The 23,437-nt window shown below is 69.3% G+C and carries 24 protein-coding genes; 13 read left to right on the forward strand and 11 right to left on the reverse strand.

All coding sequences use genetic code 11. The annotated features are described in order from the left end of the window. The first annotated feature begins 1 nt into the window (after nucleotide 1). From AC1DG4_RS00580 to pknB, 5 genes are all read left to right on the forward strand, one after another. On the forward strand, nucleotides 2-1,252 hold the full coding sequence (locus AC1DG4_RS00580) for a PP2C family protein-serine/threonine phosphatase (RefSeq protein ID WP_477377904.1): 1,251 nt from the start codon (nucleotides 2-4) through the stop codon (nucleotides 1,250-1,252). After that, on the forward strand, nucleotides 1,249-2,646 hold the full coding sequence (locus tag AC1DG4_RS00585) for an FtsW/RodA/SpoVE family cell cycle protein (protein WP_477377902.1): 1,398 nt from the start codon (nucleotides 1,249-1,251) through the stop codon (nucleotides 2,644-2,646). Before AC1DG4_RS00580 ends, AC1DG4_RS00585 begins: the two co-directional genes overlap by 4 nt. Next, nucleotides 2,643-4,106, forward strand: coding sequence for a peptidoglycan D,D-transpeptidase FtsI family protein (locus tag AC1DG4_RS00590; RefSeq protein ID WP_477377900.1), 1,464 nt, complete (start codon nucleotides 2,643-2,645; stop codon nucleotides 4,104-4,106). Before AC1DG4_RS00585 ends, AC1DG4_RS00590 begins: the two co-directional genes overlap by 4 nt. Beyond that, nucleotides 4,103-5,842 carry a protein kinase domain-containing protein gene (locus tag AC1DG4_RS00595; protein ID WP_477377898.1) on the forward strand — a complete coding sequence of 580 codons (1,740 nt, stop codon included), beginning with the start codon at nucleotides 4,103-4,105 and terminating at the stop codon, nucleotides 5,840-5,842. Before AC1DG4_RS00590 ends, AC1DG4_RS00595 begins: the two co-directional genes overlap by 4 nt. Before the next feature lie 65 nt (nucleotides 5,843-5,907). Further along, the gene (pknB, locus tag AC1DG4_RS00600; protein WP_477378069.1) at nucleotides 5,908-7,608 is read left to right on the forward strand and encodes a Stk1 family PASTA domain-containing Ser/Thr kinase; all 1,701 of its coding nucleotides are present in this window, start codon (nucleotides 5,908-5,910) and stop codon (nucleotides 7,606-7,608) included. 145 nt (nucleotides 7,609-7,753) lie between these two features. Here the strand turns inward: pknB and AC1DG4_RS00605 are convergent, their stop codons facing one another. Continuing rightward, nucleotides 7,754-7,927 carry a hypothetical protein gene (locus tag AC1DG4_RS00605; protein ID WP_477377896.1) on the reverse strand — a complete coding sequence of 58 codons (174 nt, stop codon included), beginning with the start codon at nucleotides 7,925-7,927 and terminating at the stop codon, nucleotides 7,754-7,756. Next, nucleotides 7,927-8,715 carry a class E sortase gene (locus AC1DG4_RS00610; RefSeq protein ID WP_477377895.1) on the reverse strand — a complete coding sequence of 263 codons (789 nt, stop codon included), beginning with the start codon at nucleotides 8,713-8,715 and terminating at the stop codon, nucleotides 7,927-7,929. Before AC1DG4_RS00610 ends, AC1DG4_RS00605 begins: the two co-directional genes overlap by 1 nt. A gap of 77 nt (nucleotides 8,716-8,792) precedes the next feature. Here AC1DG4_RS00610 and AC1DG4_RS00615 point away from each other — a divergent pair, with 77 nt between their 5' ends. Continuing rightward, entirely contained in the window at nucleotides 8,793-9,032 is a 240-nt protein-coding gene (locus tag AC1DG4_RS00615) for a cell division protein CrgA (protein WP_477377893.1), read from the forward strand. 292 nt (nucleotides 9,033-9,324) lie between these two features. Here AC1DG4_RS00615 and AC1DG4_RS00620 read toward each other — a convergent pair whose 3' ends face one another. Both AC1DG4_RS00620 and AC1DG4_RS00625 read right to left on the reverse strand, forming a co-directional pair. Further along, complete coding sequence (locus tag AC1DG4_RS00620; RefSeq protein WP_477377891.1) at nucleotides 9,325-10,215, reverse strand: rhomboid family intramembrane serine protease; 891 nt, start codon at nucleotides 10,213-10,215, stop codon at nucleotides 9,325-9,327. Between the two features lie 28 nt (nucleotides 10,216-10,243). Then, complete coding sequence (locus AC1DG4_RS00625; RefSeq protein ID WP_045271303.1) at nucleotides 10,244-10,801, reverse strand: peptidylprolyl isomerase; 558 nt, start codon at nucleotides 10,799-10,801, stop codon at nucleotides 10,244-10,246. A gap of 130 nt (nucleotides 10,802-10,931) precedes the next feature. Between AC1DG4_RS00625 and AC1DG4_RS00630 the strand changes: the two genes are divergently transcribed. Both AC1DG4_RS00630 and AC1DG4_RS00635 read left to right on the forward strand, forming a co-directional pair. Then, a complete protein-coding gene (locus AC1DG4_RS00630; RefSeq protein WP_477377889.1) occupies nucleotides 10,932-11,441 on the forward strand; it encodes a DNA helicase in 510 nt (169 codons plus the stop codon). Next, the gene (locus AC1DG4_RS00635; protein ID WP_477377887.1) at nucleotides 11,438-11,959 is read left to right on the forward strand and encodes an aminoacyl-tRNA deacylase; all 522 of its coding nucleotides are present in this window, start codon (nucleotides 11,438-11,440) and stop codon (nucleotides 11,957-11,959) included. Before AC1DG4_RS00630 ends, AC1DG4_RS00635 begins: the two co-directional genes overlap by 4 nt. 12 nt (nucleotides 11,960-11,971) lie before the next feature. Here the strand turns inward: AC1DG4_RS00635 and AC1DG4_RS00640 are convergent, their stop codons facing one another. Next, a complete protein-coding gene (locus tag AC1DG4_RS00640) occupies nucleotides 11,972-12,400 on the reverse strand; it encodes an NUDIX hydrolase (RefSeq protein WP_477377885.1) in 429 nt (142 codons plus the stop codon). Between the two features lie 233 nt (nucleotides 12,401-12,633). Between AC1DG4_RS00640 and AC1DG4_RS00645 the strand changes: the two genes are divergently transcribed. Further along, nucleotides 12,634-13,092 (forward strand): hypothetical protein, encoded by a 459-nt coding sequence (locus tag AC1DG4_RS00645; RefSeq protein WP_477377883.1) that lies wholly within the window; start codon nucleotides 12,634-12,636, stop codon nucleotides 13,090-13,092. A gap of 106 nt (nucleotides 13,093-13,198) precedes the next feature. On the opposite strand, the gene AC1DG4_RS00650 is transcribed toward AC1DG4_RS00645, so the two are convergent. Beyond that, entirely contained in the window at nucleotides 13,199-14,095 is an 897-nt protein-coding gene (locus AC1DG4_RS00650; RefSeq protein ID WP_477377881.1) for a cytochrome c oxidase assembly protein, read from the reverse strand. 155 nt (nucleotides 14,096-14,250) lie between these two features. Here AC1DG4_RS00650 and AC1DG4_RS00655 point away from each other — a divergent pair, with 155 nt between their 5' ends. The 4 genes from AC1DG4_RS00655 (at nucleotide 14,251) to AC1DG4_RS00670 (ending at nucleotide 17,794) form a co-directional block, all read left to right on the forward strand. Then, nucleotides 14,251-15,435 (forward strand): inorganic phosphate transporter, encoded by a 1,185-nt coding sequence (locus AC1DG4_RS00655; RefSeq protein ID WP_477377879.1) that lies wholly within the window; start codon nucleotides 14,251-14,253, stop codon nucleotides 15,433-15,435. A 17-nt stretch (nucleotides 15,436-15,452) separates the two neighbouring features. Then, nucleotides 15,453-15,743, forward strand: coding sequence for a hypothetical protein (locus AC1DG4_RS00660; protein ID WP_477377877.1), 291 nt, complete (start codon nucleotides 15,453-15,455; stop codon nucleotides 15,741-15,743). Then, the gene (locus AC1DG4_RS00665; protein WP_477377875.1) at nucleotides 15,740-16,399 is read left to right on the forward strand and encodes a DUF3349 domain-containing protein; all 660 of its coding nucleotides are present in this window, start codon (nucleotides 15,740-15,742) and stop codon (nucleotides 16,397-16,399) included. Before AC1DG4_RS00660 ends, AC1DG4_RS00665 begins: the two co-directional genes overlap by 4 nt. 273 nt (nucleotides 16,400-16,672) lie before the next feature. Further along, nucleotides 16,673-17,794: a M24 family metallopeptidase gene (locus AC1DG4_RS00670; RefSeq protein ID WP_477377873.1), complete on the forward strand. Its 1,122-nt coding sequence runs from the start codon at nucleotides 16,673-16,675 to the stop codon at nucleotides 17,792-17,794. A 181-nt stretch (nucleotides 17,795-17,975) separates the two neighbouring features. On the opposite strand, the gene AC1DG4_RS00675 is transcribed toward AC1DG4_RS00670, so the two are convergent. The 5 genes from AC1DG4_RS00675 to AC1DG4_RS00695 form a co-directional block, all read right to left on the reverse strand. After that, a complete protein-coding gene (locus AC1DG4_RS00675; protein WP_477377871.1) occupies nucleotides 17,976-18,830 on the reverse strand; it encodes an ABC transporter ATP-binding protein in 855 nt (284 codons plus the stop codon). Continuing rightward, nucleotides 18,827-19,750, reverse strand: coding sequence for an ABC transporter ATP-binding protein (locus AC1DG4_RS00680; protein WP_477377869.1), 924 nt, complete (start codon nucleotides 19,748-19,750; stop codon nucleotides 18,827-18,829). Before AC1DG4_RS00680 ends, AC1DG4_RS00675 begins: the two co-directional genes overlap by 4 nt. Continuing rightward, nucleotides 19,747-20,673 (reverse strand): ABC transporter permease, encoded by a 927-nt coding sequence (locus AC1DG4_RS00685; protein ID WP_477377867.1) that lies wholly within the window; start codon nucleotides 20,671-20,673, stop codon nucleotides 19,747-19,749. Before AC1DG4_RS00685 ends, AC1DG4_RS00680 begins: the two co-directional genes overlap by 4 nt. Then, complete coding sequence (locus tag AC1DG4_RS00690) at nucleotides 20,670-21,737, reverse strand: ABC transporter permease (protein ID WP_477377865.1); 1,068 nt, start codon at nucleotides 21,735-21,737, stop codon at nucleotides 20,670-20,672. Before AC1DG4_RS00690 ends, AC1DG4_RS00685 begins: the two co-directional genes overlap by 4 nt. Before the next feature lie 80 nt (nucleotides 21,738-21,817). Continuing rightward, complete coding sequence (locus AC1DG4_RS00695; RefSeq protein WP_477377863.1) at nucleotides 21,818-23,407, reverse strand: ABC transporter substrate-binding protein; 1,590 nt, start codon at nucleotides 23,405-23,407, stop codon at nucleotides 21,818-21,820. Nucleotides 23,408-23,437: the final 30 nt, after the last annotated feature.

Genomic DNA, 23,437 nt, shown 5'->3' on the forward strand with positions numbered 1-23,437 from the left:
CATGGTCTTCGAGGGCTCGAGCGCCGCGATCTCCCACACCGGGAAGGTCCGCTCCAACAACCAGGACTCCGGCTATGCCGGGGCGAACCTGTTCGTCGTCGCCGACGGCATGGGCGGCCACGCGGGCGGCGACGTCGCCAGCAGCATCGCGGTCCACCGGCTGCAGAACCTCGACCACGCCTACCCCTCGACCATGGACGCGGAGGCCTCCCTGCAGGCCGCCGCCACGACCGCCGCGGGCGACATGATCCGCGCCGTCAAGGACCGTCCGGAGCTCGCCGGCCTCGGCACCACGCTCGACGCGATCATCATGGTCGACGACTACGCCGTCATCGGCCACATCGGCGACTCCCGCATCTACCTCTACCGCGACGAGACGCTCACCCAGATCACCACCGACCACACGTTCGTGCAGCGCCTGGTCGACTCGGGGCGGATCACGCCGGAAGAGGCGCGCTACCACCCGCGCCGTTCCGTGCTCATGCGCGTGCTCAGCGACATGGACGCGGATCCGGAGCTCGACATGTTCGTCATGCCGACCCTGCCCGGCGACCGCTGGCTGCTGTGCTCCGACGGACTCTCCGGCGTCGTCGATGAAGTGCACATGGAGAAGACGCTGCGGCTGGCCATGGCCCCAGGACGCACCGCGGACGGCCTGCTGAAGTACGCGCTCGACGGCGGCGCCCCGGACAACGTCACGATCGTGATCGTCGACGTCGGCGGCCAGCACCCCGTGCTCTCCGGATCCGCGACCGTCGTCGGCGCCGCGGCGAACCCGCAGGGGATCATCGTGCCCGCCGCGCGCCCTGCGCGCCCGAGCTGGCTGCATCCGGTGCGCCAGGCGGCGAACGAGCCGACGCACTTCGAGCCCGCCGCCGACTACCTCGAGGAGCTCATCGAGGAGGACCACCGCCGCTCTGTGCGTCGCCGCGTGGGGTGGATCACCGGGCTCATCGTGGTGATCGCGCTCATGGCTGCCGCACTGTTCGGCGCTTATGCGTGGACGCAGACCCGCTATTTCGTGGGCGTCGACTCCGAGTCCGACACGGTCGCCGTGTTCCAGGGGATCCAGCAGGACCTCGGGCCGATCTCCCTCTCCCACGTGTACGAGGACACCGGCATCAAGATGTCCGACCTGCCCAGCTTCAACCAGTCGCTCGTGCAGCAGACCATCACCGCACGCTCCCTCGACGACGCGACGGCCATCGTCGGCCGCCTCCGCGCCTCGGCCGGACCGGGGAAGACGCCATGACCGCCACCGCACCCGCCCACAACGCCGGCGACGTCGCGGCCGACACGGCCGTGCTGCGCGCGCTGCGCAAGATCCGAGGCCCGCAGACGCAGCGCAACCGCGAGTTCTGGCTCCTGCTGTTCGCCGTGGTCGTGGCGGGCGCAGCGCTCACTCTCGTACAGCTGGGTGCCCTCGGCCGCATCGATCCGATGATCCTGCTCATCGGCGGCGGGCTCGCCGTGCTCGTGTTCGCCCTGCACATCGTGCTGCGCTTCGTGGCCAGCGACGCGGATCCGTTCGTCCTCCCGATCGCCACGCTCCTCACCGGCGTCGGCATCGCGGAGATCTACCGCATCGACATCGCCAACCACGCCACCGGCTGGAACGCATCGTCCAACAAGCAGATCATGTGGATGGCGATCTCGGTGGCCGGCGCGATCGCTCTCGTGATCTTCCTGCGTAACTATCGCGTGCTGTACAAGTACACCTACCTCTCCGGGCTGGCGGGCCTCGTGCTGCTGGTCCTGCCCTTCATCCCCGGCCTCAAGGCCGACGCGAACGCCGATGTCTGGATCTCGATCGGCGGGCTCGGCTTCCAGCCGGGCGAGCTCTCGAAGATCTTCCTGGCGATCTTCTTCGCGGGCTACCTCGTGCGCACGAGGGAGAGCCTGTCGTCCGTGGGCAAGCGGTTCGCCGGCATCACCTGGCCACGCATGCGGGAGCTCGGGCCCGTGATCGTGGTCTGGCTGATCTCGCTCGCCATCATCGTCGCGCAGCACGACCTCGGCACCGGTGTGCTCATCTTCGGCATGTTCATCGTGATGCTCTACGTCGCGACCGGAAAGACCAGCTGGGTGCTCATCGGCGTCGTGGGCGTGGTGATCGGTGTCGCGGTCGTCGCGCAGTTCCTGACGTACGTGCAGAACCGCTTCAACACCTGGATCAACGCCTTCAACCCCGACCTCATGGAGGACCAGAGCTACCAGCTCACGCAGGGCATCTTCGGCCTCGCGCACGGCGGACTGCTCGGAACCGGCCTCGGCCAGGGCCGCCCGCAGATCACGCCGGTCGCGGAGAGCGACTTCATCATCACGAGCCTGGGCGAGGAGATCGGCCTCATCGGCCTGTTCGCCGTGCTCTGCCTGTACATGGTGTTCGTCAGCCGCGGCCTGCGGATCGGCGTCGCGGGTCAGGACGACTTCGGCAAGCTACTCGCGGTGGGGGTCTCGTTCACGATCGGCCTGCAGGTCTTCATCATGGTCGGCGGCGTCACCCGAGTGATCCCGCTGACCGGCCTCACCACGCCGTTCCTCGCGGCCGGCGGATCCTCCCTCATCGCCAACTGGCTCATCGTCGGACTCCTCCTGCGGATCTCCGACGGCGTCCGCCGTCAACCCAGGGTGGTGATCGGATGACCAAAGAACTCAGAAGGATCAGCATCCTCGTGCTGGTCATGTTCCTCGCCCTGTTCGGCTCGGTGAGCTGGATCCAGGTCGTCCAGGCGGATGCGCTCTCGCAGAACGATGCCAACCGGCGCACCCGGCTGGACAGCTACGAGATCCAGCGCGGATCCATCCTCGCCGGCGACACGCCGATCGCCACCTCGACCCCTTCGGGCGACATGTACTCGTTCCAGCGGGTGTACACGGATCCGCAGATGTGGTCCGCGGTGACCGGCTATTACAACCCGGCACTGGGCAGCGCGACCGGCATCGAGAAGGCCATGAACAGCGAGCTCAGCGGCACCGGCGGCTCGCAGTTCCTCTCGTCGATCGAGCGGATCGTCTCCGGTCAGCCGCAGAAGGGCGCGAACATCCGCCTGAGCCTCGACCCGGTGGCGCAGAAGGCCGCCTACGACGCACTGCAGGGCTATCAGGGCGCCGTCGTCGCGATCGAGCCGAAGACGGGGCGGATCCTCGCGATGGTCTCCACTCCCGGCTACGACACGAACACCCTCGCCGTGCACGACTCGAAGGCAGCCAACGCCACGTACGACGGCCTCGTCGCCGACCCGAACAAGCCGCTGAGCAACCGCGCCATCGGCGGGAACATGAACCCGCCCGGATCCACGTTCAAGCTCGTCGTCGCCGCCGCGGCGCTCGACTCCGGCAAGTTCACGATGCAGTCGACGTTCCCGAACCCGGCCGCCTTCACGCTGCCCGGCACCACCACCGCCGTGCACAACTCGTGGGGCGGCCCCTGCCCCGCCGGCAACGGGCAGACCGTGAGCCTCGCCGATGCCATCCGGTTCAGCTGCAACATCCCGATGGCCGAGCTCGCCGTGCAGCTCGGCGACGAGGCGATCCGCGCCACTGCGGAGAAGTTCGGCTTCGGCAAGGAGTTCTCACTGCCTCTCGAGTCGACCGCGTCCACGTACCCGAAGAGCCTCTCGCCCGACAAGACCGGTCTCACCGGCTTCGGACAGGGCGACGTGAGGGCGACCCCGCTGCAGATGGCCATGGTCTCGGCAGGCATCGCGAACAACGGCGTCGTGATGAACCCGCGCATGGTGGATCAGGTCGTCGGCGACGATCTTTCGGTGCAGAAGCAGTTCGACAACACCCAGTTCGGTCAGGCGATGAGCTCCGACCAGGCCGCGGCGGTCACCGCCGCCATGCAGGCGTCGGTCTCAAGCGGAGCGGCGCAGGGTGCAAGAATAGACGGAGTCGACGTGGCCGGTAAGACGGGCACAGCGGAGAACGGCGACACGAACCCCTACACGCTGTGGTTCACCGGCTTCGCGCCCGCTTCGAACCCGGAGATCGCCGTTGCGGTCGTCGTCGAAGACGGCGGTGGGCAGGGACAATCCGGATCCGGTGATGCGATCGCATCACCGATTGCCAAGAAGGTCATGGAGGCGGTGCTGAAGAAATGAGGCCGACGCAAGGTGTGCATTTCGGCGGTCGCTACGAGCTGCAGTCTCGGATCGCCATCGGTGGCATGGGCGAGGTGTGGGAGGCGACCGATCACGTCATCGGACGGACCGTCGCCATCAAGATCCTCAAAGACGAGTACATGGGGGATCCTGGCTTCCTCGAGCGCTTCCGCGCCGAGGCCCGCCACGCTGCCCTCGTGAACCACGAGGGCATCGCGAGCGTGTTCGACTACGGCGAGGAGAACGGCTCGGCGTACCTCGTCATGGAGCTCGTCCCCGGCGAGGCCCTCTCCACGATCATCGAGCGCGAGGGATCCCTCAGCGCCGACAAGACGCTCGACATCGTCGCGCAGACCGCTTCCGCGCTGCAGGCCGCGCACGCCGCGGGCCTCGTGCACCGCGACATCAAGCCCGGCAACCTGCTGATCACGCCGGACGGCCGGGTCAAGATCACCGACTTCGGCATCGCCCGCATCGCCGACCAGGTGCCGCTCACGGCCACCGGTCAGGTCATGGGCACCGTCCAGTACCTCTCACCGGAGCAGGCCTCGGGGCACGCCGCATCGCCGGCCACCGACATCTACTCGCTCGGCATCGTCGCGTACGAGTGCCTGGCCGGGAAGCGTCCGTTCACGGGCGAGTCGCAGGTCGCGATCGCGATGGCGCAGATCAACGACACCCCGCCGCCGCTGCCCCCGACCGTTCCGCAGCCGGTGCAGAACCTGGTCATGGCCATGATCGCGAAGAAGCCGGCCGACCGGCCGAGTTCCGCGGCCACGGTCGCGCGCGCCGCGCAGGCGCTGCGCCGCGGCGACCTGAACTCCGCCGCGATCGCGGTGCCGGCCGTCATCGCCGGCGTCCTGGGCGCCGGTGCTGTCGCGACCGGCGACGACGCCATGACGCAGCTCATGGGCGCGACGCAGGGTGCGACCACGATCATGCCCACGACGGCGCAGATCCCGACCGGGGCCGATGAGACCCCGGAGAAGAAAAAGCGCAGCCCGTGGACGTGGCCGCTCATCGCGCTCATCGCGCTGCTGGTCATCGTGCTCGGCGGCACGGTGTGGGCGCTGCTGTCGAACCAGAAGGCGCCGCAGCCCGTTTCGTCGTCTGCGGTCTCGACACCGCCCAAGACGCCGAGCAAGACACCCACGCCCACGCCAGCCCCGACCGCCGACACGGTCGCGCTCGGCACGCTCGGCCTGATCGGGCAGTCGTGCGACGGCGCCGTGCAGACGCTCAAGGGCGCGGGTCTTGACGGCACCTGCTCCACGGGCGACCACGCTCCGGCGCAAGACAAGGTGGGCACCGTCTACAGCACGGATCCCAGCGGCGGCAACGTCAAGAAGGGCACCGTCGTGCAGCTCACGGTGTACGGAGACCTCGTGCCGATCGGCGCGCCCGACTCCGCTCCGAAGCTCGCCGGCCCCGCCATCGCAGGCGAAACCGTGCAGCTGAGCTGGGCCGGCTTCGTGTGCCCGAGCGGCACCGGCAATGTGTCGGGCTACGTGGTGACCCTCACCAACGCGACGTTCGTCGGCGACGGATCCCAGAAGACCTTCGACGCCAACACGCTCGATGCCGAGATCTCCATCGCCAACCAGCCGGGCGCCCAGGTCACCGCGACCTACCTGGCACTCTGCGGGGACAGCAAGCGCGAGAGCGGGCCGTCGCCGCAGATGTCGGAGCCGATCCTGCCGGGCACCGGCCCGGTCACACCGCCGCCAACGCCCTGACGGGCCCGAAAGCAGTACGAACAAGAGAACCAGGGGGGTCCTCTGTGGCGACGATCACGCGCGTCATGGCCGGTCGCTACCGCGTCGATGACCTCATCGGCCGCGGTGGCATGGCCCATGTGCACCGAGGCTACGACCTGACCCTCGGGCGCGAGGTCGCGATCAAGATCCTCGACCGCGAGCTCGCTCGCGACGCGGCGTTCCGCACGCGATTCCGGATGGAGGCGCAGGCCGCGTCGCGCATGTCGCACCCCTCGATCGTGCGCGTGTTCGACGCGGGCGAGGACAGCACCCCGGAGGCCGGCGGCACGCCCGCCGAGCCGGTGCCCTTCATCGTCATGGAGCTCGTGCCCGGCGACCTCCTCAAGGACATCATCGCGCGAGGCCCCGTGCCGACCGTCGACGCCGTGCGCTATGCGGACGGGATCCTCGAGGCCCTGGAGTACTCCCACCGTGCCGGCGTCGTGCACCGCGACATCAAGCCCGGCAACGTCAAGGTGACCCCGAACGGCACGGTCAAGGTGATGGACTTCGGGATCGCCCGGGCCGTCTCCGACTCCTCTTCCACGGTCGCCGAGACCACCCAGATCATCGGCACCGCCGCGTACTTCTCGCCGGAGCAGGCCAAGGGCGAGCAGGTCGATGCTCGCACCGACCTGTACTCCGCGGGCGTCGTGCTGTACGAGTTGCTCACCGGGCGCCAGCCCTTCCGCGGGGACTCCCCGGTCGCCGTCGCCTACCAGCACGTCAGCGAGACCCCGTTGCCGCCGAGCGAGGTGCATGACGAGGAGCACTCCCCGGCCGAGCTCGAGCGCATCCGCGCCCTGGATCCGGTCGTGCTGCGCGCGATGGCGAAGGATCCCTTCCAGCGCTTCCCCGATGCGGTCTCTTTCCGCACCGCGCTCGACGACGCCGTGACCGGCGCCGTGCCCACGAAGAAGCAGCTGTCCTCGCTCACCAGCGAGCTCTACGGTTCGAGTCCGCGGCACGCGCAGGAGACCGCGCGCACGCTGCGCCAGCTCTCCACCGACACGACGATGACGCGGACGCAGTCGGGGCCCCCGGTCGCCTGGATCTGGGCCGGTGTCGCGCTGCTCGTCGTGCTGGTGGCCTCGGTGCTGATCTGGGTGCTCGCGATCAAGCCCGCCGCTGACGTGCCGACCACTACGCGCGCGGTGCCGAGCGTGGCGGGTCAGACCTACGAGTCCGCCGTCGCGCTGCTGGCCAAGAACGACCTGCGCGCGATCCGCATCGATCAGGCGGACGCGACCGTCGACAAGGGCAAGGTCGTCAGCACGGACCCCGAGGCCGGCGCCCGCATGGACAAGGGACAGTCGGTGACGGTGTACGTCTCCTCCGGCGCCGCCGATGTCGCGGTCCCGCAGTTGGTCGGCCTCAGCGCCACCGCTGCGAAGGACACGCTGACCAAGGCCGGACTGCAGCTCGGATCCGTGACCCAGAAGAACGATCCGCGCACTCCGCACGACATCGTGCTGTCGTCGAGCGTGCAGGCCGACACCGAGGTTCCTCCGGGCACCGTGATCGACCTCGTCGTCGCCAGCGGTGTGGTGACGCTCAACGACCTCACCGGCTGGACTCTCGAATCGGCGACCCAGACGCTCCAGCAGCTGGGCCTGACCGCGAACCCGGTCGAGAACCCGCAGTGCAAGGCGACCGACCCGAAGACCGTCTCATCGATGTCGGCGCCTCCGGGAGACGTGCCCGTGCTGTCCACGATCGATCTGACCTACTGCACCGGCAAGTGACCCGCCGGCGCCGTCGAGCGTCCTTCGTCTCGCTGCGCTCGCTCAGGAACCGGGCCGCCCTCGGTTCCTGAGCGTCCTCGTCTCGCTGCGCTCCCCACTCGGTTCCTGAGCGAGGAGCGCAGCGACGAGACGAAGGACGCCCGCGTCAGGTCGCGGTCGGCGACGGCTCGATGCTGACGTCACCGGGCGAGATCAGCGGGCTCGCCCACGGGAACACCCAGAACATGAGCCCGTAGAGCACGGCTGCGAGCAGCACGAGCACGATGAACAGCCGCACCCACCACGGGCCGGGGAGTATCCGCCACAGAGCGCCGTACATCAGCTCACCGCTTTCAACGAGGCCGGGGCGCCCAGGGCCCGCGGCTGGAAGCTCTCGAACACCCCGTACGCCACGATGCGCTCGGCGAGCGAGTACAGCGGCGAGCACGCGGTGAGGGTGATGTACCGCCCCCCGGCGGCGACGCCCGTCTCCTGCGGCACGGGGTTCAGCACGTCGACGCTGTCGGGCGTGACGTACTCGAGGGTGCGGAACCGATAGGTGTACCACCCCTGCTCCGTCTCGATCACGATCGCGTCGTTCAGATGCAGCCTGTCGAGCTGATTGAAGGGCTTGCCCCAGGTGGTGCGGTGGGCGGCCATCGTGAAGTTGCCTGGTTGGCCGGGCAATCCGGACGTGGGGTAGACGCCGATCCAGCCGTGATCGAGCGTGTCCGGCCTGGTCACCCCGCCGGCGATCTGCACGTTGTAGTCGGATCCCCACCGCGGCACGTGCATCTGCGCGCCCCAGGGGACGCCGTTCGCGGGCGGGGTCATCACGGGCGGCTCGTACCGGGGATGAGCGCCGTCGACGCCGTTCCCGTCGTCGATCACGGGCGGCAGGGCTGGCGCGGGCTCCTTCGCCCATGCCTGGGAGATCTGCTGCCCCTTGTCGTTCGCGGAGGCGCTCATGATGATGTCGCCGATCCACATCTGCCAGGCGGCGTACAGCAGCACCACGACGCCCGCGGTCAGCAGCAGCTCGCCGAGCACGCTCATGACCGTCGCGCGACGGCGCGGTCGTCCGCCCCGGCCGGCACGGCGCGTGGCGGCTCGCGGGGCGTCGGTCATCCCGCGATCCTATCGAGCGGACCTTGCCGTCGGACGACAGCCTGATGTCGGCGCGGCCTGTTGGGTAGACTGTGCCCATGGCACGATCCCGCAAGCCCGAAGAAGCCGCCGTCGACAAGGTCGAAGGCCAAGCCGCACCCAACGCCGTGTGGTTCAAGCCGGTCATGGTCGGCTTCATGCTGCTCGGCCTGGCCTGGATCCTGGTCTTCTACATCACCGGCATGCAGTACCCGATCCCGGGTCTGCAGTCCTGGAACCTGCTGATCGGTCTGGGCATCGCCCTGATCGGCTTCCTGATGACTACCCGCTGGCGCTGACACCGCGCTCCCCTTCTCCGAAACGCCCCCGCCCGCGCGGGGGCGTTTCTGCATTCCCGGTTCCTGAGCGAGCGAAGCGAGACGAAGGACGCTCAGGGACCTTTCCCGCAGGGTTGTCCACGGATCCGAGGGGTTATCCACATTCTGGGGATGGATATGCACATCCCGTCCCCGAAGTTATCCACAGATCTATCCCCATGTGGGGAGAATTACACGGGTGTTATTCACACGCGGCGATCCCGGAGACGACGAAGGCCCCCGCGGGGAAGCGGGGGCCTTCGTATCGGTCGGCTCAGTGGCCGGCGGTGATGATCAGCGGAGGCACGATCGCCACCACGACCAGCAGCACGAGCACGATCGCGGCGACCAGGCCGATCCACCAGAAGCGCGCGCTGCGGCGGCGGCTCGCGTTCACGTAGACGAGCGCCACCAGCGCCCCGACGACCGCACCGCCGACGTGCGCCTCCCAGGCGATTCCCGGCACGATGAATCCGTACACGAAGTTGATCCCGAGCACGACCAGTGCGCCGATGATGTTGCCGCCGAGGTGGCGGCCGATCACGATCAGAGCGACGAACAGACCGAAGATCGCCCCGGACGCCCCGACCGTGGGCTGGGCCGGATCGATCAGCGCCATCGCAACGGACCCGCCGAGACCGCTCACGAGATACAGCGTGAGGAACTTCGCCCGACCCAGCAGCGGCTCGAGCTGCTGCCCGACCATCCACAACGCCAGCATGTTGAGGCCGAGGTGGATGAGGCCGCCGTGCACGAGCAGAGCCGTCAGCAGGCGCCAGGGCTCGAACGGCGCCCCGGACAGGGACGGGTACAGATTGCCGGCCCAGAACTGCAGGTTGCTCGTGAGGAAGTCGCCGAGACCCGGCACGAACTGCAGCAGGCTCACCGCCGAGGTGATCGCCAGGATCCAGTACGTCACGATCGGACGGCCGCCGACGGCGGTCATCGAACGCGCGCCCCAGCGCCGGTTCGCGCGGCGCTGGGCCGGCGTCTGGCTACGACGCTGCTCCTGCATGCACTCCGGGCAGATCACCCCGACGGGGGCCTGGGTCTGGCATTCCGGGCAGATCGTGCGCATGCACCGCTGACAGAGCACGAAGCTCTGCCGGCCGGGATGCCGGTAGCAGAAGTTGTCGGGATTCGCGTGGAACTCCGAAGTCGTCATCCGTGCGCTCCGGAGTCCGCGGGCGGGGTCAGTTCGCGACGATGTCGACGGACTGCAGCACGACGTCCTCGACCGGGCGGTCGCCCGCTCCGGTGCGCACGGCGGCGATCTCGTCCACGACGGCCCTCGAGGCGTCGTCCGCGACCTCGCCGAAGATCGTGTGCTTTCCCTGCAGCCACGGGGTCGGGTCGGTCGTGATGAAGAACTGCGAGCCGTTGGTGCCCTCGGCCTGGCCGGTGATGGCGTTGCGACGCAGTCCGGCGTTGGCCATCGCCAGGATGTAGGGCTCGTTGAAGTTCAGCTCGCCGTGGATCTCGTCGTTGAACGTGTAGCCGGGGCCGCCGACGCCCTGTCCGAGAGGGTCGCCGCCCTGGATCATGAAGTTCGGGATGATCCGGTGGAAGATGACGTCCTGGTACAGCGCACCCTCGCCGGGCTTGCCGGTGGCAGGGTGCGTCCAGGATCCGGTGCCGTCGGAGAGTTCGACGAAGTTCTTCACGGTGCGGGGAGCGTGGTCACCGAAGAGGTTGATGACGATGTCTCCGTGGTTGGTGTGCAGCGTGGCGACGTGAGTGGCGTGAGGCATGGGTCCATTCTCGCATCGGATCCCCTGCAGTCTCTGATTCCCCCAGGAACTTCTCCGACGCACACCCGCCACTCAGGAGCTTGTCTGGCAAGATGGTGAGTCCGAACTCCGTTTCGATTGGGAGGGCATCGTGAGCCTGAGCCGCAAGCGTCAGAAGGAACTCCGTCAGCTGCAGAGCGAGGCCGCCAAGCTGTGGGCCGCCCAGCAGGTCGTCGTCGGCGATGCCGCGAACGTCGCGCGCGAGGCGGGTCGCCAGCTCGACCACTTCCGCCGCGAGCAGGTCGTGCCCACCGTGCAGGACGTGTACGAGCACCGCGTGGTGCCCGTCGTCGACAAGGGCGTCAAGTTCTCCCGCGATGTCGTCGACCACAAGGTGGTCCCGGCGATCGGCGGTGTGGTCGGATCCGCCCTCACCGCGTGGGACATCGCGAACGCCAAGCGCACCGGAACCGCGCACACCCCGCGCGCCCTGGTCACCGTGCCGGCCGAGCGCAAGAGCGGCCTCGGCATCGGCGCCGTGATCGCGATCATCCTCGGCGCCGCGGCTGCCGTGGGCGTCCTGGCAGCCGCCTGGCAGGCGCTGCGCGCAGACGACGAGCTCTGGGTCGCCGATGACCCGCTGAACGCCCCCGAGGCGTGAGCACCTCCGCTTCACCGGTCCCCGAGCCTGTAGGAGAGTCGGCCACCGGGTCGGATCCGCACGCCCGCGTGCGCGACGCCGCGGCCGAACGCGGTCTCGATATCGAGATCCGGCAGCGTCCGGCCGCGAACAGCCTGCAGGAGGCTGCTGCGCTGCTCGGCCTGGATCCGTCCGGCATCGTGAAGACGCTCGTGGTCAAGCGCAGCGATGACACGTTCCTGTTCGCGCTGGTCCCTGGCGGACGCAAGATCTCCTGGCCGAAGCTGCGCGCCCTGGTCGGCGTCAACCGGCTGAAGCTGCCGGATCCCGCCGTCGCGCTGGCGGCGACCGGCTACGAGCGCGGCACGATCGTCCCGATCGGCAGCACGACCGCGTGGCCGGTGTTCGCGGACGAGACGATCCGCGGGCGGCGGATCGCGATGGGCGCCGGCGCGCACGGCTACAGCCTGTTCGTCGACGGCGACGCGCTGATCTCGGCCTACGACGCGACCGTCGCCGACATCTCCGAGCCGGAGTAGGCCCCGAGCGGTTCAGGCCGCGACGCCCGCCATTCCCAGGGCGATGTCGACGAGCCGCACGCGCTGCAGGCCGGCGACCTCGTCGAGCGGATACCACGCGGCCATGTCGGTGGATCCGTTCTTCTCGAACCGGAGCTTCCCGCTCGTGATCCGCGCGCGATACACGATACGCAGGGTGTGCAGCGGCTTGCTCGCACCGGGCGTGACCCTGCGGCGGGCCGGGATCACGCGGGAGTGGATCCCGAGCAGCTCATCGACGACCACCTTGTAGCCGGTCTCCTCGCGCACCTCCCGGCGGACGGCGGCTTCGGGGTCCTCACCCGGCTCCAGCCCGCCTCCCGGCATCGTCCAGGACACCCGGCGGCCCTCGGTCCATCGCGCCAGCAACACCCGCCCTTCATCGTCGAGGATGACGGCGTATGCCGCGACGCGCATGTCCATGGTTCACACCCTAGGACGTCGCAGCCGGTATGGCGCGGTCAGCCGACCCGCCGTCCACCGAGGTGCACCTCCCGCACGACCGCCTCGGCGAGCTCCTCCGCCGGCACGGTCAGCGGATCCCGGTCCAGCACGATGTCCTGATGGATCGATCAGTTCTGAAGAAGCACGCACGCGCGCGCGTTCCTACGCTGAAGGATGTCCCCGGATCCGCGGGGCGTCGACAGGAGGTTGCCATGACCGAGAACACCGCCCCCGTGCTGACCGACTTCGAGCGCGCGGCTGTGAAGGAGGCCGCGAAGGAGAGTCGCACCCGCACCGCGCGGAAGAAGATCTCACCCGAGGAGGCGCGCGCCGCCGGCGAGGCCGACGTGCGGGCCAAGATCGCCGAGATGGACGGGGAGGACGGCGCCCTCGCTGAGGCGTTGCACGCTCTGGTCGCCGAGCACGCCCCGCACCTCGTGCCCCGCACGTACTACGGCATGCCGGCCTGGGCCAACGCCGCGGGCAAGGTCGTCTGCTTCTTCAAGCCCAAGGCCAAGTTCAAGGTGCGCTACGCCACGTTCGAATTCGAGTGGCCCGCCCAGCTCGACGAGGGCGCCGTGTGGCCTGTTTCCTATGCCGTCACCGCTCTCTCCGCCGCCGACCTGGCGTTCCTCGGCGAGCGCATCCGCACCGCCGCCCCCGCGGAGTGACACCGGACGGATCCGGACTCCACCGCTCAGGTCGCGATTTCTGCCGCGAAGACAGCCCGGATACGGCCGAAACTGCGACCCGAGTGTGGTGATTGCGACCTGAGCGTCAGTCTCCGCGCAGGTGCGCGGCGGTGAGTTCGGCCATCTCCTCGTCGCTGAGTTCGTCCATGCTGCGCGACTCACGCCGGTCGGAGCGGATCCATCGCATCATCAGGATCACGAGGATCGGCACATCGACGATCTCGGCGATGAACCACAGGAAGTCGCCGGACAGCTGCTGATCGCGCAGCGGGTTCGGGAACCAGAGCGGCAGCGCCCCGGGCCAGGCGCCCGCGTGGTCGAAGACGACAGTGCCCAGGCGCAGCAGCACGCCGGGGATCGCGTCGAGCACGAGTTCCACGAAGGCGAACATGAACTCGGCCACGATGAACAGGCTCGTGCGCGCGACCGTGTGCGCAGCCATCGGCAGGATCATCAGCAGTCCCAGCAACGGCACGATCACCGACGCCACTCCCTCGGTGATCGGATTGACCCGCAGCACCGCCGAGAGCGGTGTGAAGAACACCGAGAACACGAGGCACGTGAACACCGGCGCCATGATGGCGTTGCCGAAGAACTTCGCCAGCCAGGAGCGCAGGAAGCCGTTCACCCGAGCGCGGGGCCGTGTCGAGAGCACCGCACGGGCGAGCGACACCGGACGGCCGAGAGTGACGAGCACGGGCACGACGAACATGAGCAGGGCGATCCGCGTCGAGAAGGCCCAGCGCAGCGCCGTGCTCCACGTTCCCAGGAATCCGAACGATACGACGGCATAGGAGCCGAGACCGAGCAGCAGGAACATCAGCGTCAACGACAGCGGCCAGCGATGGCCCCGCCGGCGCAGCACCTCCACCCCGCCGAGATAGAGGCCGGCTGCGACGATCAGCACCACGAGCGCGGTGGGATCCAGGCTCCAGGTGCTGAGGAAGACGGGGATGGAAGGCGTGGCGGTTCCGATCTGCAATGCGGCCGCCGCGAGGCTACGCCCGGCTGCTATGCGGACGGTGAGGACCCTCCTCGATCACTCTCCCCCTGGGGCGCTTAACGCCCGATGAACTCTCGCCGTCGAGTGCACGACGCCGGCTGTTCCCGCGGTCGGGACGCGGAATGCTGACGATCATGAGCGCCGAAGTGATGATCCTCATCCTGGTGGTCGTGACCGCACTCGGTTTCGACTTCACCAACGGATTCCACGACACCGGGAACGCGATGGCCACCTCGATCGCGACCGGTGCGCTGAGGCCGAAGGTCGCGGTGGCGCTCTCCGCGATCCTGAACCTGTTGGGCGCCTTCCTCTCGGTCGAGGTCGCCGCGACCATCACGAAGGACGTGCTCACGATCCAGGGCCCCAGCGGCGACCTCGTGCCGGGCCTGAGTCCCGAGTCGGCCATGATCATCATCTTCGCCGGGCTCGTCGGCGGCATCCTGTGGAACCTGCTCACCTGGCTGCTGGGCCTGCCGTCCAGCTCCTCGCACGCCCTGTTCGGCGGGCTCATCGGCGCCGGCATCGCGGGAGCTGCGACCGTCAACTGGGCCGGCATCGTCGGGAAGATCATCGTCCCCGCCGTGCTCTCCCCGCTCATCGCGGGCGTCGTGGCGGCGGTCGGCACCTGGCTCGTCTACCGTCTGACCCGCTCCGTGCACGCGAAGCACCGCGAGGCCGGCTTCCGCTGGGGCCAGATCGGCACCGCGTCGCTCGTCTCACTCGCACACGGCACCGGCGACGCGCAGAAGACGATGGGCGTGATCGCCCTCGCCCTCATCGCGCACGGCACGCTCACCGGCGACCAGATCCTCAACGAGGGTCTGCCGATCTGGATCATCGTGACCTGCGGAGCGGCCATCGCGCTCGGCACGTACCTCGGCGGCTGGCGGATCATCCGCACGCTGGGCAAGGGCCTGGTCGAGATCGAGTCGCCGCAGGGCCTCGCCGCAGAGGCGTCCTCCGCCGCGATCATCCTCACGTCCAGCTCGATGGGCATGGCGCTGTCCACCACGCATGTCGCCACCGGATCGATCCTCGGATCCGGCGTGGGACGCCCGGGGGCGCAGGTGCGCTGGGGCATCGCGGGTCGCATGGTCACGGCCTGGCTCATCACGATGCCGGCTGCGGGCATCGTGGGAGCTCTCTGCTTCTTCGTCGCCCATGGCATCGGCGGGCTCGCCGGGGCGATCACCGTGTTCGTGCTGCTGCTCGCGGCCGCGGCCCTCCTCTACCTGCGCAGCCGCCGGCAGAAGATCGACCACAACAACGTCAACGCCGAGTGGGACGGCTCCGTCGTGCCCGAGGGCGCGGCGGCCTGAACCGAAGGACGGATGAGATGAATTTCGACATCGCTCAGATGGCCCTCTCCGCGGGCCGTGTGCTGCTGGTCGGCCTGCTGTTCGGCGCGGGGCTTCCCGCCCTGTTCGCGATCGGCATGCGGCTGCAGTCGGCAGGCACCGGCGAGATCGACGGCGAGGCCGCGGGAACGCGCCGTCCGGTGCTGACCGCGGCGGGCTGGATCCTGTTCGCGCTCGTGATCGCCGTGGTGCTCACCGGGGTGCTCTTCATCACGAGGCTGAGCATCTACCACTACTTCGGGATCTCGCTGTTCGGAGCGGGCAAGTGAACGGCAACGTCCTCAGTCGCGTGCTCGACTGGCTGCGCGCCGGCTATCCGGAGGGCGTGCCCCCCAAGGACTACTCGCCGCTGCTCGCCCTGCTGCAGCGGACGCTCACCGCCGAGGAGCTCGCGGAGGTGGTGGCGGCCCTGGCCCGACAGGAGACGGATCCGGTGCGGGTCTCGCAGATCCGCGCGGCGATCGCCGACGTGACCTCGGCGAACCCCGGTGCCGACGAGGTGCGCCGCGTCGCCGTCCTGCTCGCCGACCGCGGAGTGCCGCTGAGCACCAAGGCGCAGCGGATCGTGGGCGATCAGCGGATCCTCCGGGACGCGGCCGCTGAGGGTTCCGGCACGGCCTCCACTGCGGACGCCTCCGATGGGAACCTCATCGCCCAGGCCTTGCGCTGGCTGGGTGCGGGCTACCCGGATGGGATCCCCGCCCAGGACCGGGTGCCGATCCTCGCCCTGCTGCGTCGTCGCCTCACCGACGACGAGGTGCAGGAGGTGTGCGAGGCCGTGGCCGCGCAGAGCGGAGCGGATCCGGAGATCTCCCTCGTCGACGCGCAGGTGCTGATGATGAAGGTGATCGGCGAGCTCCCGGGCGACGAGGACGTGGAGCGCGTGCGCGCCCGCCTCGAGGAGTCGGGGATCACGCTGAGCTGAACCGGCTGGGCTCGGCTCGGCCCGGCTCGGTCCGGCGATCCTTGGCGTTCACCCGCGTGCAGCCGGAAGCAGTACGCGACGCGAACATGACCGCGCTCCGGCGTGTCTCTGCCGGACCGCACGCGCAGTCTGTCTGCACCGTTCTCAGGATGGATCCCCCCATGACGGACGAATCCGCTCGAATTTCCGCGGTTCTGCGAAATCCATCCTGAGTTCGGTTCTGACGGGTGTCGAATCCTGGCCCTCCCGACCCGCGGAACCTAGCGTGGAGGGGTGAGCACGCCATTCCCCGCCTCCGTGTACGCCGCCCGCCTCGACCGCGCCCGCGCCCTGACCGCCGAAGCGGGTCTCGACGCGATCGTCGTGGGTCCCGGTCCCGACCTCGCCTATCTCGCGGGCGTCGAGGGGAACACGATCGAGCGGCTGACCGCTCTCGTGATCCCGGCGAACGGGGATCCGACCGTCGTCGTGCCTCGCATGGAGCTCGCGAAAGTGCGCGACACGGCCGTCGGCGCGCTCGGGCTCGCCGTGGCGGACTGGGTGGACGGGCAGGATCCGTACGCCCTCGTCACCGCCGCGATGCCCGAGGCCCCCGCGCGTCTCGGCGTCTCCGACGCCCTGCCCGCCCTGCACCTGATCCCGCTCGCCGACCGCCTGGGACTGCGGCCCGAGCTCGCCACGCCCGTGCTGCGCGAGGGACGGATGATCAAGGACGCCGCCGAGGTCGCCGAGCTGCGCCGCGCCGGGGAGGCGATCGACGCCGTGCACCGACGCGTCCCCGGCCTGCTGCGCGCCGGACGCACCGAGCGCGAAGTCGGCGCCGACATCGCCGCGGCGATCGTTGAGGAGGGGCACCGCACGGTCGAGTTCGTGATCGTCGCCTCCGGGCCGCACGGCGCGGATCCGCACCACGAGGTCTCGGACCGGGTGATCCAGGACGGCGACATCGTGGTCGTGGACATCGGCGGCGCCGTGCCGGCCGGCTACAACTCCGACAGCACTCGCACCTACGCCGTCGGCGAGCCGGATCCGGAGATCGCACGCAGGATCGCCGTGCTCGTTCGCGCCCAGCAGGCGGCCGTCGACGCCGTGCGCCCCGGCGTCACGGCGGAGCAGGTCGACGCCGCCGCCCGCGACGTGCTCGCCGCGGAGGGTCTGGCCGAAGCGTTCCTGCACCGCACAGGCCACGGCATCGGCGTCACGACGCACGAGGAGCCGTACATCGCGCCCGGCAACGCACTGCCGCTGCGCGAGGGCATGGCCTTCAGCATCGAGCCCGGGATCTACTTCCCCGGCGAGTGGGGTTCCCGCATCGAGGACATCGTGGTCGTCACCGCCGACGGCTGCGTGAACCTCAACACCACCCCGCACGCGTTGACCCCGGCCGGGGCCTGAGCGGCCCGGGCACGCCGATCGAGGCGACGCCCTTCGTCTCGTCGCTGCGCTCCTCGCTCAGGGACCGATCCCAGCACCGGTTCCTGAGCGAGCGGAGCGAGACGAAGGACGCGGCCGCAGTGTGGGTCTCCCGGCGCGGGCGCAGGGGGCAAGCCCGCACCGGGAGGTCTGTGCGGCGCGGTCAGCGCACGCGGTCGAGCGCCTCGGGGATCTCGATGCGCCAGGACGACGGCGCCTCCGAGGCGGGCGCGGCGGGCAGAACGCCCTCGCCGTCCGGGTGCGGGATCGCGTCGAGCAGCGCCGCGGTGTAAGGGTGCACCGGATTGGCCCACACGACAGGGGTCGCGCCCGACTCGACGATCCGCCCGCGGTACATCACGGCGACACGGTCGGCCATCAGGCGCACCACGGAGAGATCGTGCGAGATGAACAGCATCGCCGCGCCCGAGGCCACGCACAGTTCGCGCATCATTCCGGCGACCGACGCCTGAGCGGAGGCGTCCAGCGCCGAGATCGGCTCATCGGCGACGATCAGATCGGGCTTCGCGGCGAGCGCGCGAGCGATCGCGACGCGCTGCCGCTGGCCGCCGGAGAGCTGGTACGGGTACCGATTCTCGAGGGCGGACGAGAGGCCTACCGCCTTCAGCCAGTGCGACGGCGCCTCCGAGTCGACACCGCGCGCGCGGGCGGCGCGGGATCCCTCCGCGATCTGCTGCGCGACACGGATCCGAGGGTTCAGCGAGGAATTCGGATCCTGGAAGACCATCTGGATCGCAGTGAGCTCCGCGGGACGCGTGCGCATGCCGAGCGGCTGCACCGCGCGGTCCCGGTAGAGCACCTCGCCGGCGCGAGGCTTCTCCATACCGATCACGGCGCGAGCGGTCGACGATTTCCCGCAGCCGCTCTCTCCGACGAGCGCGAGCACCTCACCGGCGGCGATGTCGAACGAGACGCCGTCCACCGCACGGAACGCGGCGCGGCCGCCGTATTCGACGACGAGGGAGTCGACGTGCAGGACCGGCTTCTGATCGCTCATCGGGTCTCCTCGGGATCCTCGGTGTGCTTCGTCGGTTCCTGACCGAGCAGAGCGCCCTTCGTCTCGTCGCGCTCGCTCGGGGACCGAGACGGGTCGGCGGGTGCGTCCACCAGGGAGTCCTGCGCGTCGGGCATCGCGTCCAGCAGCTCTCGCGTGTAGGGATGCTGCGGGTTCTGGAAGACCTGCTGCCTCGAGCCGGACTCGACGATCCGTCCGCCCCGCATCACCGCGACCTCGTCGGCGACCGCGCTCATCACGCCGAGGTCGTGCGTGACCAGCAGCACGGCGAGGTCGCGCTCGGTCGCGAGGTCGCGCAGCAGGTGCAGGATGCCCGCCTGCACCGTCACGTCGAGCGCCGTGGTGGGCTCGTCCGCGAGCAGGACCTCCGGCTCGCAGGCCAGGGCGATCGCGATCGCGATGCGCTGTCGCTGGCCGCCGGAGAACTGATGCGGATACTTCTGCAGCGCTTCCTCGGGATTCGGCACGCGCACCAGCGCGAGCAGCTCCGCCGCCCGCTTCCTGGCCTCGGCGCGGGACAGCGCGAGATGCGTGCGGATGCCGTCCGCGAGCTGGGATCCGACCGTGATCTGCGGATGCAGGCTGGCGGACGGATCCTGGAAGACCATGCCGATCCGCTTGCCGCGCACCGTGCGGTAGGCGCGGCCCGTCATGCCGACGAGCTGGAGGTCCGTCTTGTCCGCACCGCCGAGGACGATGGATCCCGACGCCGTCCCGCCCGCGGGCAGCAGCCCGAGGATCGCCATGGCGGTCATGCTCTTGCCGGATCCGGACTCTCCGGCGAGGCCCTGGATGCGCCCGGGGACGAGGTCGAGCGAGATGCCTCTCACGACCTCGGTGCGGTTGCGACGGCTCTGGCCGAGTTCGACGTGCAGGTCGCGGATCGCGAGCGCGACGGTCACTGTGCCACCTCCCCGGTCGATGCGGCGGCGGAGACCGCCGTGGGCGATTCCGCCTCGCGCTCGCGGGCGGCGAGCGGGTCGAGGGCGTCGCGCAGCGAGTCGCCGATGAAGTTGAAGGCCATCACGATGCTGAGGATCGCGATACCCGGGAACAGACCCAGCCACCAGGCCGAGGGGTTCTGCATGGCTGCGGCGATCATCGTGCCCCATTCGGGCGTCGGCGGCTGCGCGCCGAGACCGAGGAACGACAGGCCGGACAGCAGCAGGATCGCCGTGCCGATGTCGAGCGAGGCGAGCACCAGCACAGGGCCTGCGATGTTCGGCAGCACGTCCCGCAGGAGCGAGCGCAGCGGGGACGACCCCAGCAGCCGACCGGCGATCACGTAGTTCTGCGTGCGCAGGCCGAGCACGAGCGACCGGGTGATGCGGGCATAGGGCGGCCAGGCCACGATGATGCCGGCGATCACGGCGTTCATGATCGACGGGCCGAGGGAGGCGGCGATGACCATGGCGAGGATCACGGTCGGGAACGCCATCACCATGTCGGTGATGCGCATGAGGACCTCGTCGAACCAGCCACCGAGGTACCCCGCGACGGCGCCGACGACGGTTCCGACGATCATCGCGCAGACGACGAGCATCAGGGCGAGCGGGATCGTGGTCTGCGCGCCCAGGAGCAGCCGCGAGAACATGTCCCGTCCGTTGACGTCGGTGCCCATGATCGTCTCACCGCTGGGCGGCGCGAGGCGCGGGAAGTTCTGCGCCAGCGGGTCGTGCGGGGCGATCCACGGCGCGAGGATCGCGACGACGATCCAGATCAGCGCGATGACCGTGCCGACCACGGCCAGCGGCGTGCGCCAGGCGCGCGGCAGCCAGGAGCGGCGGCGCTTCGGGGCGACCTTCTCGGGGATGACGAGGTTCACGACAGCCTCACTCGCGGATCCAGGACGCCGTAGAGCACGTCGACGACGAGATTGATGACGAGGTAGAACACGCCGACCACGAGACCGACACCGGTCACCGCGAGCAGGTCGAGGTTCTTCGACGCGTTGTAGGCGTACGTGCCAAGTCCCGGCCAGGCGAACACCGCCTCGACGAGCACGGTGCCGGAGAGCAGGCTGCCGAACGCGATGCCGACGAGGGTCAAGATCGGCAGCGCTGCTCCGCGCAGCACGTAGCCGACGACGACTCGGCGGCCGCTGAGCCCCTTCGCCCGTGCCGCGCGGGCGTAGTCCATGTCGAGCACCTCGAGCACCGAGGTGCGCACGAACCGGGTGAGGGTGGCGATCGTGAACAGGCTCAGCACGAGCACCGGCAGGGCCAGGTGGCTGGTCGCGTCGAAGAACCCGACCGAGTCGCCGTTCAGCAGGTAGTCGATCGTGTAGAAGCCCGTGATCCGGGGCGGCGGAGTGAGCGTGGGGGAGATCCGGCCGGATCCGCTCACCCAGTGCAGCTGCATGAAGAACAGTTGGTAGGTCAGGATCGCCATCCAGAACGTGGGGATGCTGAGGCCGATCAGGGTGACCACGCGCACGACCTGGTCGGTGACCTTGCCTCGACGGTACGCGGCGAGCGTTCCGAGCACGATCGCGACGGCGAGGCTGATGATGATCGCGTAGAAGGCGATCTCGGCGGTCGCGGGCACGGCCTTGGCGAGGTCGGCGGAGATCGGCTGTCCCGACTTCAGCGAGGTGCCGAGGTCGCCGCGCAGCAGATTGCCGACGTAGAGGAAGAACCGGATCCACACCGGCTGATCGAGTCCGTACTTCTCGCGGAACGCTTCGACCGTGGCTGGGTTCGACGCGGCGCCCTCGCCGAGGGCGGCGCGCACCGGGTCGCCGGGCACGATCACGGTGAGGGAGAAGGTGACCAGCACGATCCCGAACAGCAGGATCACGCTCGTCACGGCCCGCCGGGCGAGGAAGCGCAGCAGCGTGCTCTGCGCTTTCCGCGACGTGCGGGTGGCGATGGCTTTCGTCTCGGACACAGGGGGCTTCCGGGTCTACGGGGCGGAGAGGGCGTGGTGCTGCGGGGGTCGGAACCTCGTGGCTCCGACCCCCGCAGAGCTCACTTCGCGGGGTGCAGCGTCCGCAGGTCGAGGGTCCAGGTCACGTTGTACTCGAGACCGGCCACCTTGGTGGTGCTGGCGAGGTTGATGCCGGGGACGATGAGCGGCACGAAGGGGCCGGACTCCTGCATCGCCTTCGCGTAGTCGCTGAACGCGGTGTTGCGCGCGTCCACACTGGTCGCGTTCTGCGCCTTGGTCACCAGGCCGGCGATCGAGGTGTCGGCCTCGGCGGCCCAGCCGGCGCGCAGGCCGACCTTCTGACCAGGGCCGAACGGCAGGAACGAGGAGGTGTCTGCGTAGTCGGGGCCCCAGTACCAGAGCGAGAACGCCTCCTGCGCCTTGACGTAGGGCTGCACCTCGGTCGCGAACGGGGCCGGAGCCAGGGTCACGTTGATGCCCGCAGCCTTGAGCTGCTCCTGGACGCGCTCGGCGACCGGCGTGAACTCCACACCGCCGACGGGGTTGTCGTTCGGGAACTGCAGCTTGATCTCCTGGCCCGTGTAGCCGGAGGCGGCGAGGGCGGCCTTGGCCTTGTCGAGGTCCTGCTTCACACCGGACTTGTTCGCACCGGGGAACATCGGCGGGATGACGCCGGTGGCCTGCACGGATCCCTTGCCGGCCAGCTCGAGGAGCTTGTCGTAGTCCAGCGCGTACCGCACCGCTTCTGCGAACTTCGGGTTCGCGGTCGCGCCGCCCACGTTCTTGTCCTGGTTGATGAGGAGGAACAGGGTCTCGGCGGACGGCGCCGAGTTGACCGTGAAGCCGTCGCCCAGGTTCTTCACCTGGTCGCCGGAGAGGTCGACCGCCACGTTCGAGTCGCCGCCCTTGAGGTTGGTCAGCTGCGTGGAGGACTGCGAGATGTTGCGCACGACGATCTTGTCGTAAGCCGCCTTGTCATCGCCGTCGTACTTGTCGTTCTTCACGAGCACGACCTGCGACGCGAGGTCGAGCGACTGCAGCTTGTAGGGGCCGGATCCGGCGGAGTTCGCGTCGAGCCAGCTCTTCGCGGCGTCGGCGGAGTCGGTCTTGCCGCCGTTCTTCTCCACCACCTTGGAGTTCAGGATCGCGAGCGACGGGTTGGTGACGATCGCCGGCAGTTGCAGCGACGGCGCCTTGGTCGACAGCTTCACGGTCTTGTCATCGACCTTGGCGACCGTGATCCCCGTCATCAGGAAGTTGGCCTTGGAGTCGGTGATGCCGGCGACGCGGTCGAGGGAGAACACGATGTCGTCCGCGGTGACCGGAGTGCCGTCGGAGAATGTGCGGCCGTCCTGGATCGTGAAGGTGAACTCGGTCGCGTCCGCGTTCTGCTTCATCGTCGCGAGGTCCGGCTTCGGGGTGCTCGAGTCGGATCCCTGGAACGTCAGCAGCGTGTCGTAGACGGCGTGCAGCACCATGTTCCCGGTGGGCACGTAGTTGCGGCCGGGATCTCCCGTCTCCAGCGAGAAGGCGGTGTCGACGACGAGCGTGCCCCCTCCGGAGGAGGAGCTGTTCGAGTTGTTCGCGGAGTTGCCCCCGGAACAGCCGGCGAGCGCGATGGCGGCCACGGCGATGAGCGCAGCAGCGGCGTGGCGGTGTGAACGGCCCACAGGCGTTCCTCCTCGTTGAAGATGGACAGG

The sequence above is a fragment of the Microbacterium sp. 05N427 genome, assembly GCF_056397105.1.

What these genes read in the sequence shown, in the direction of transcription:
- AC1DG4_RS00610 (WP_477377895.1), bottom strand. Translation starts at nt 8,715, where the DNA reads ATGACCGACGCCCCGCGAGCCGCCACGCGCCGTGCCGGCCGGGGCGGA.
- AC1DG4_RS00655 (WP_477377879.1), top strand. Translation starts at nt 14,251, where the DNA reads ATGAGCGCCGAAGTGATGATCCTCATCCTGGTGGTCGTGACCGCACTC.
- AC1DG4_RS00595 (WP_477377898.1), top strand. Translation starts at nt 4,103, where the DNA reads ATGAGGCCGACGCAAGGTGTGCATTTCGGCGGTCGCTACGAGCTGCAG.
- AC1DG4_RS00615 (WP_477377893.1), top strand. Translation starts at nt 8,793, where the DNA reads ATGGCACGATCCCGCAAGCCCGAAGAAGCCGCCGTCGACAAGGTCGAA.
- pknB (WP_477378069.1), top strand. Translation starts at nt 5,908, where the DNA reads ATGGCCGGTCGCTACCGCGTCGATGACCTCATCGGCCGCGGTGGCATG.
- AC1DG4_RS00640 (WP_477377885.1), bottom strand. Translation starts at nt 12,400, where the DNA reads ATGGACATGCGCGTCGCGGCATACGCCGTCATCCTCGACGATGAAGGG.
- AC1DG4_RS00605 (WP_477377896.1), bottom strand. Translation starts at nt 7,927, where the DNA reads ATGTACGGCGCTCTGTGGCGGATACTCCCCGGCCCGTGGTGGGTGCGG.
- AC1DG4_RS00620 (WP_477377891.1), bottom strand. Translation starts at nt 10,215, where the DNA reads ATGACGACTTCGGAGTTCCACGCGAATCCCGACAACTTCTGCTACCGG.
- AC1DG4_RS00580 (WP_477377904.1), top strand. Translation starts at nt 2, where the DNA reads ATGGTCTTCGAGGGCTCGAGCGCCGCGATCTCCCACACCGGGAAGGTC.
- AC1DG4_RS00625 (WP_045271303.1), bottom strand. Translation starts at nt 10,801, where the DNA reads ATGCCTCACGCCACTCACGTCGCCACGCTGCACACCAACCACGGAGAC.
- AC1DG4_RS00645 (WP_477377883.1), top strand. Translation starts at nt 12,634, where the DNA reads ATGACCGAGAACACCGCCCCCGTGCTGACCGACTTCGAGCGCGCGGCT.
- AC1DG4_RS00585 (WP_477377902.1), top strand. Translation starts at nt 1,249, where the DNA reads ATGACCGCCACCGCACCCGCCCACAACGCCGGCGACGTCGCGGCCGAC.
- AC1DG4_RS00660 (WP_477377877.1), top strand. Translation starts at nt 15,453, where the DNA reads ATGAATTTCGACATCGCTCAGATGGCCCTCTCCGCGGGCCGTGTGCTG.
- AC1DG4_RS00675 (WP_477377871.1), bottom strand. Translation starts at nt 18,830, where the DNA reads ATGAGCGATCAGAAGCCGGTCCTGCACGTCGACTCCCTCGTCGTCGAA.
- AC1DG4_RS00590 (WP_477377900.1), top strand. Translation starts at nt 2,643, where the DNA reads ATGACCAAAGAACTCAGAAGGATCAGCATCCTCGTGCTGGTCATGTTC.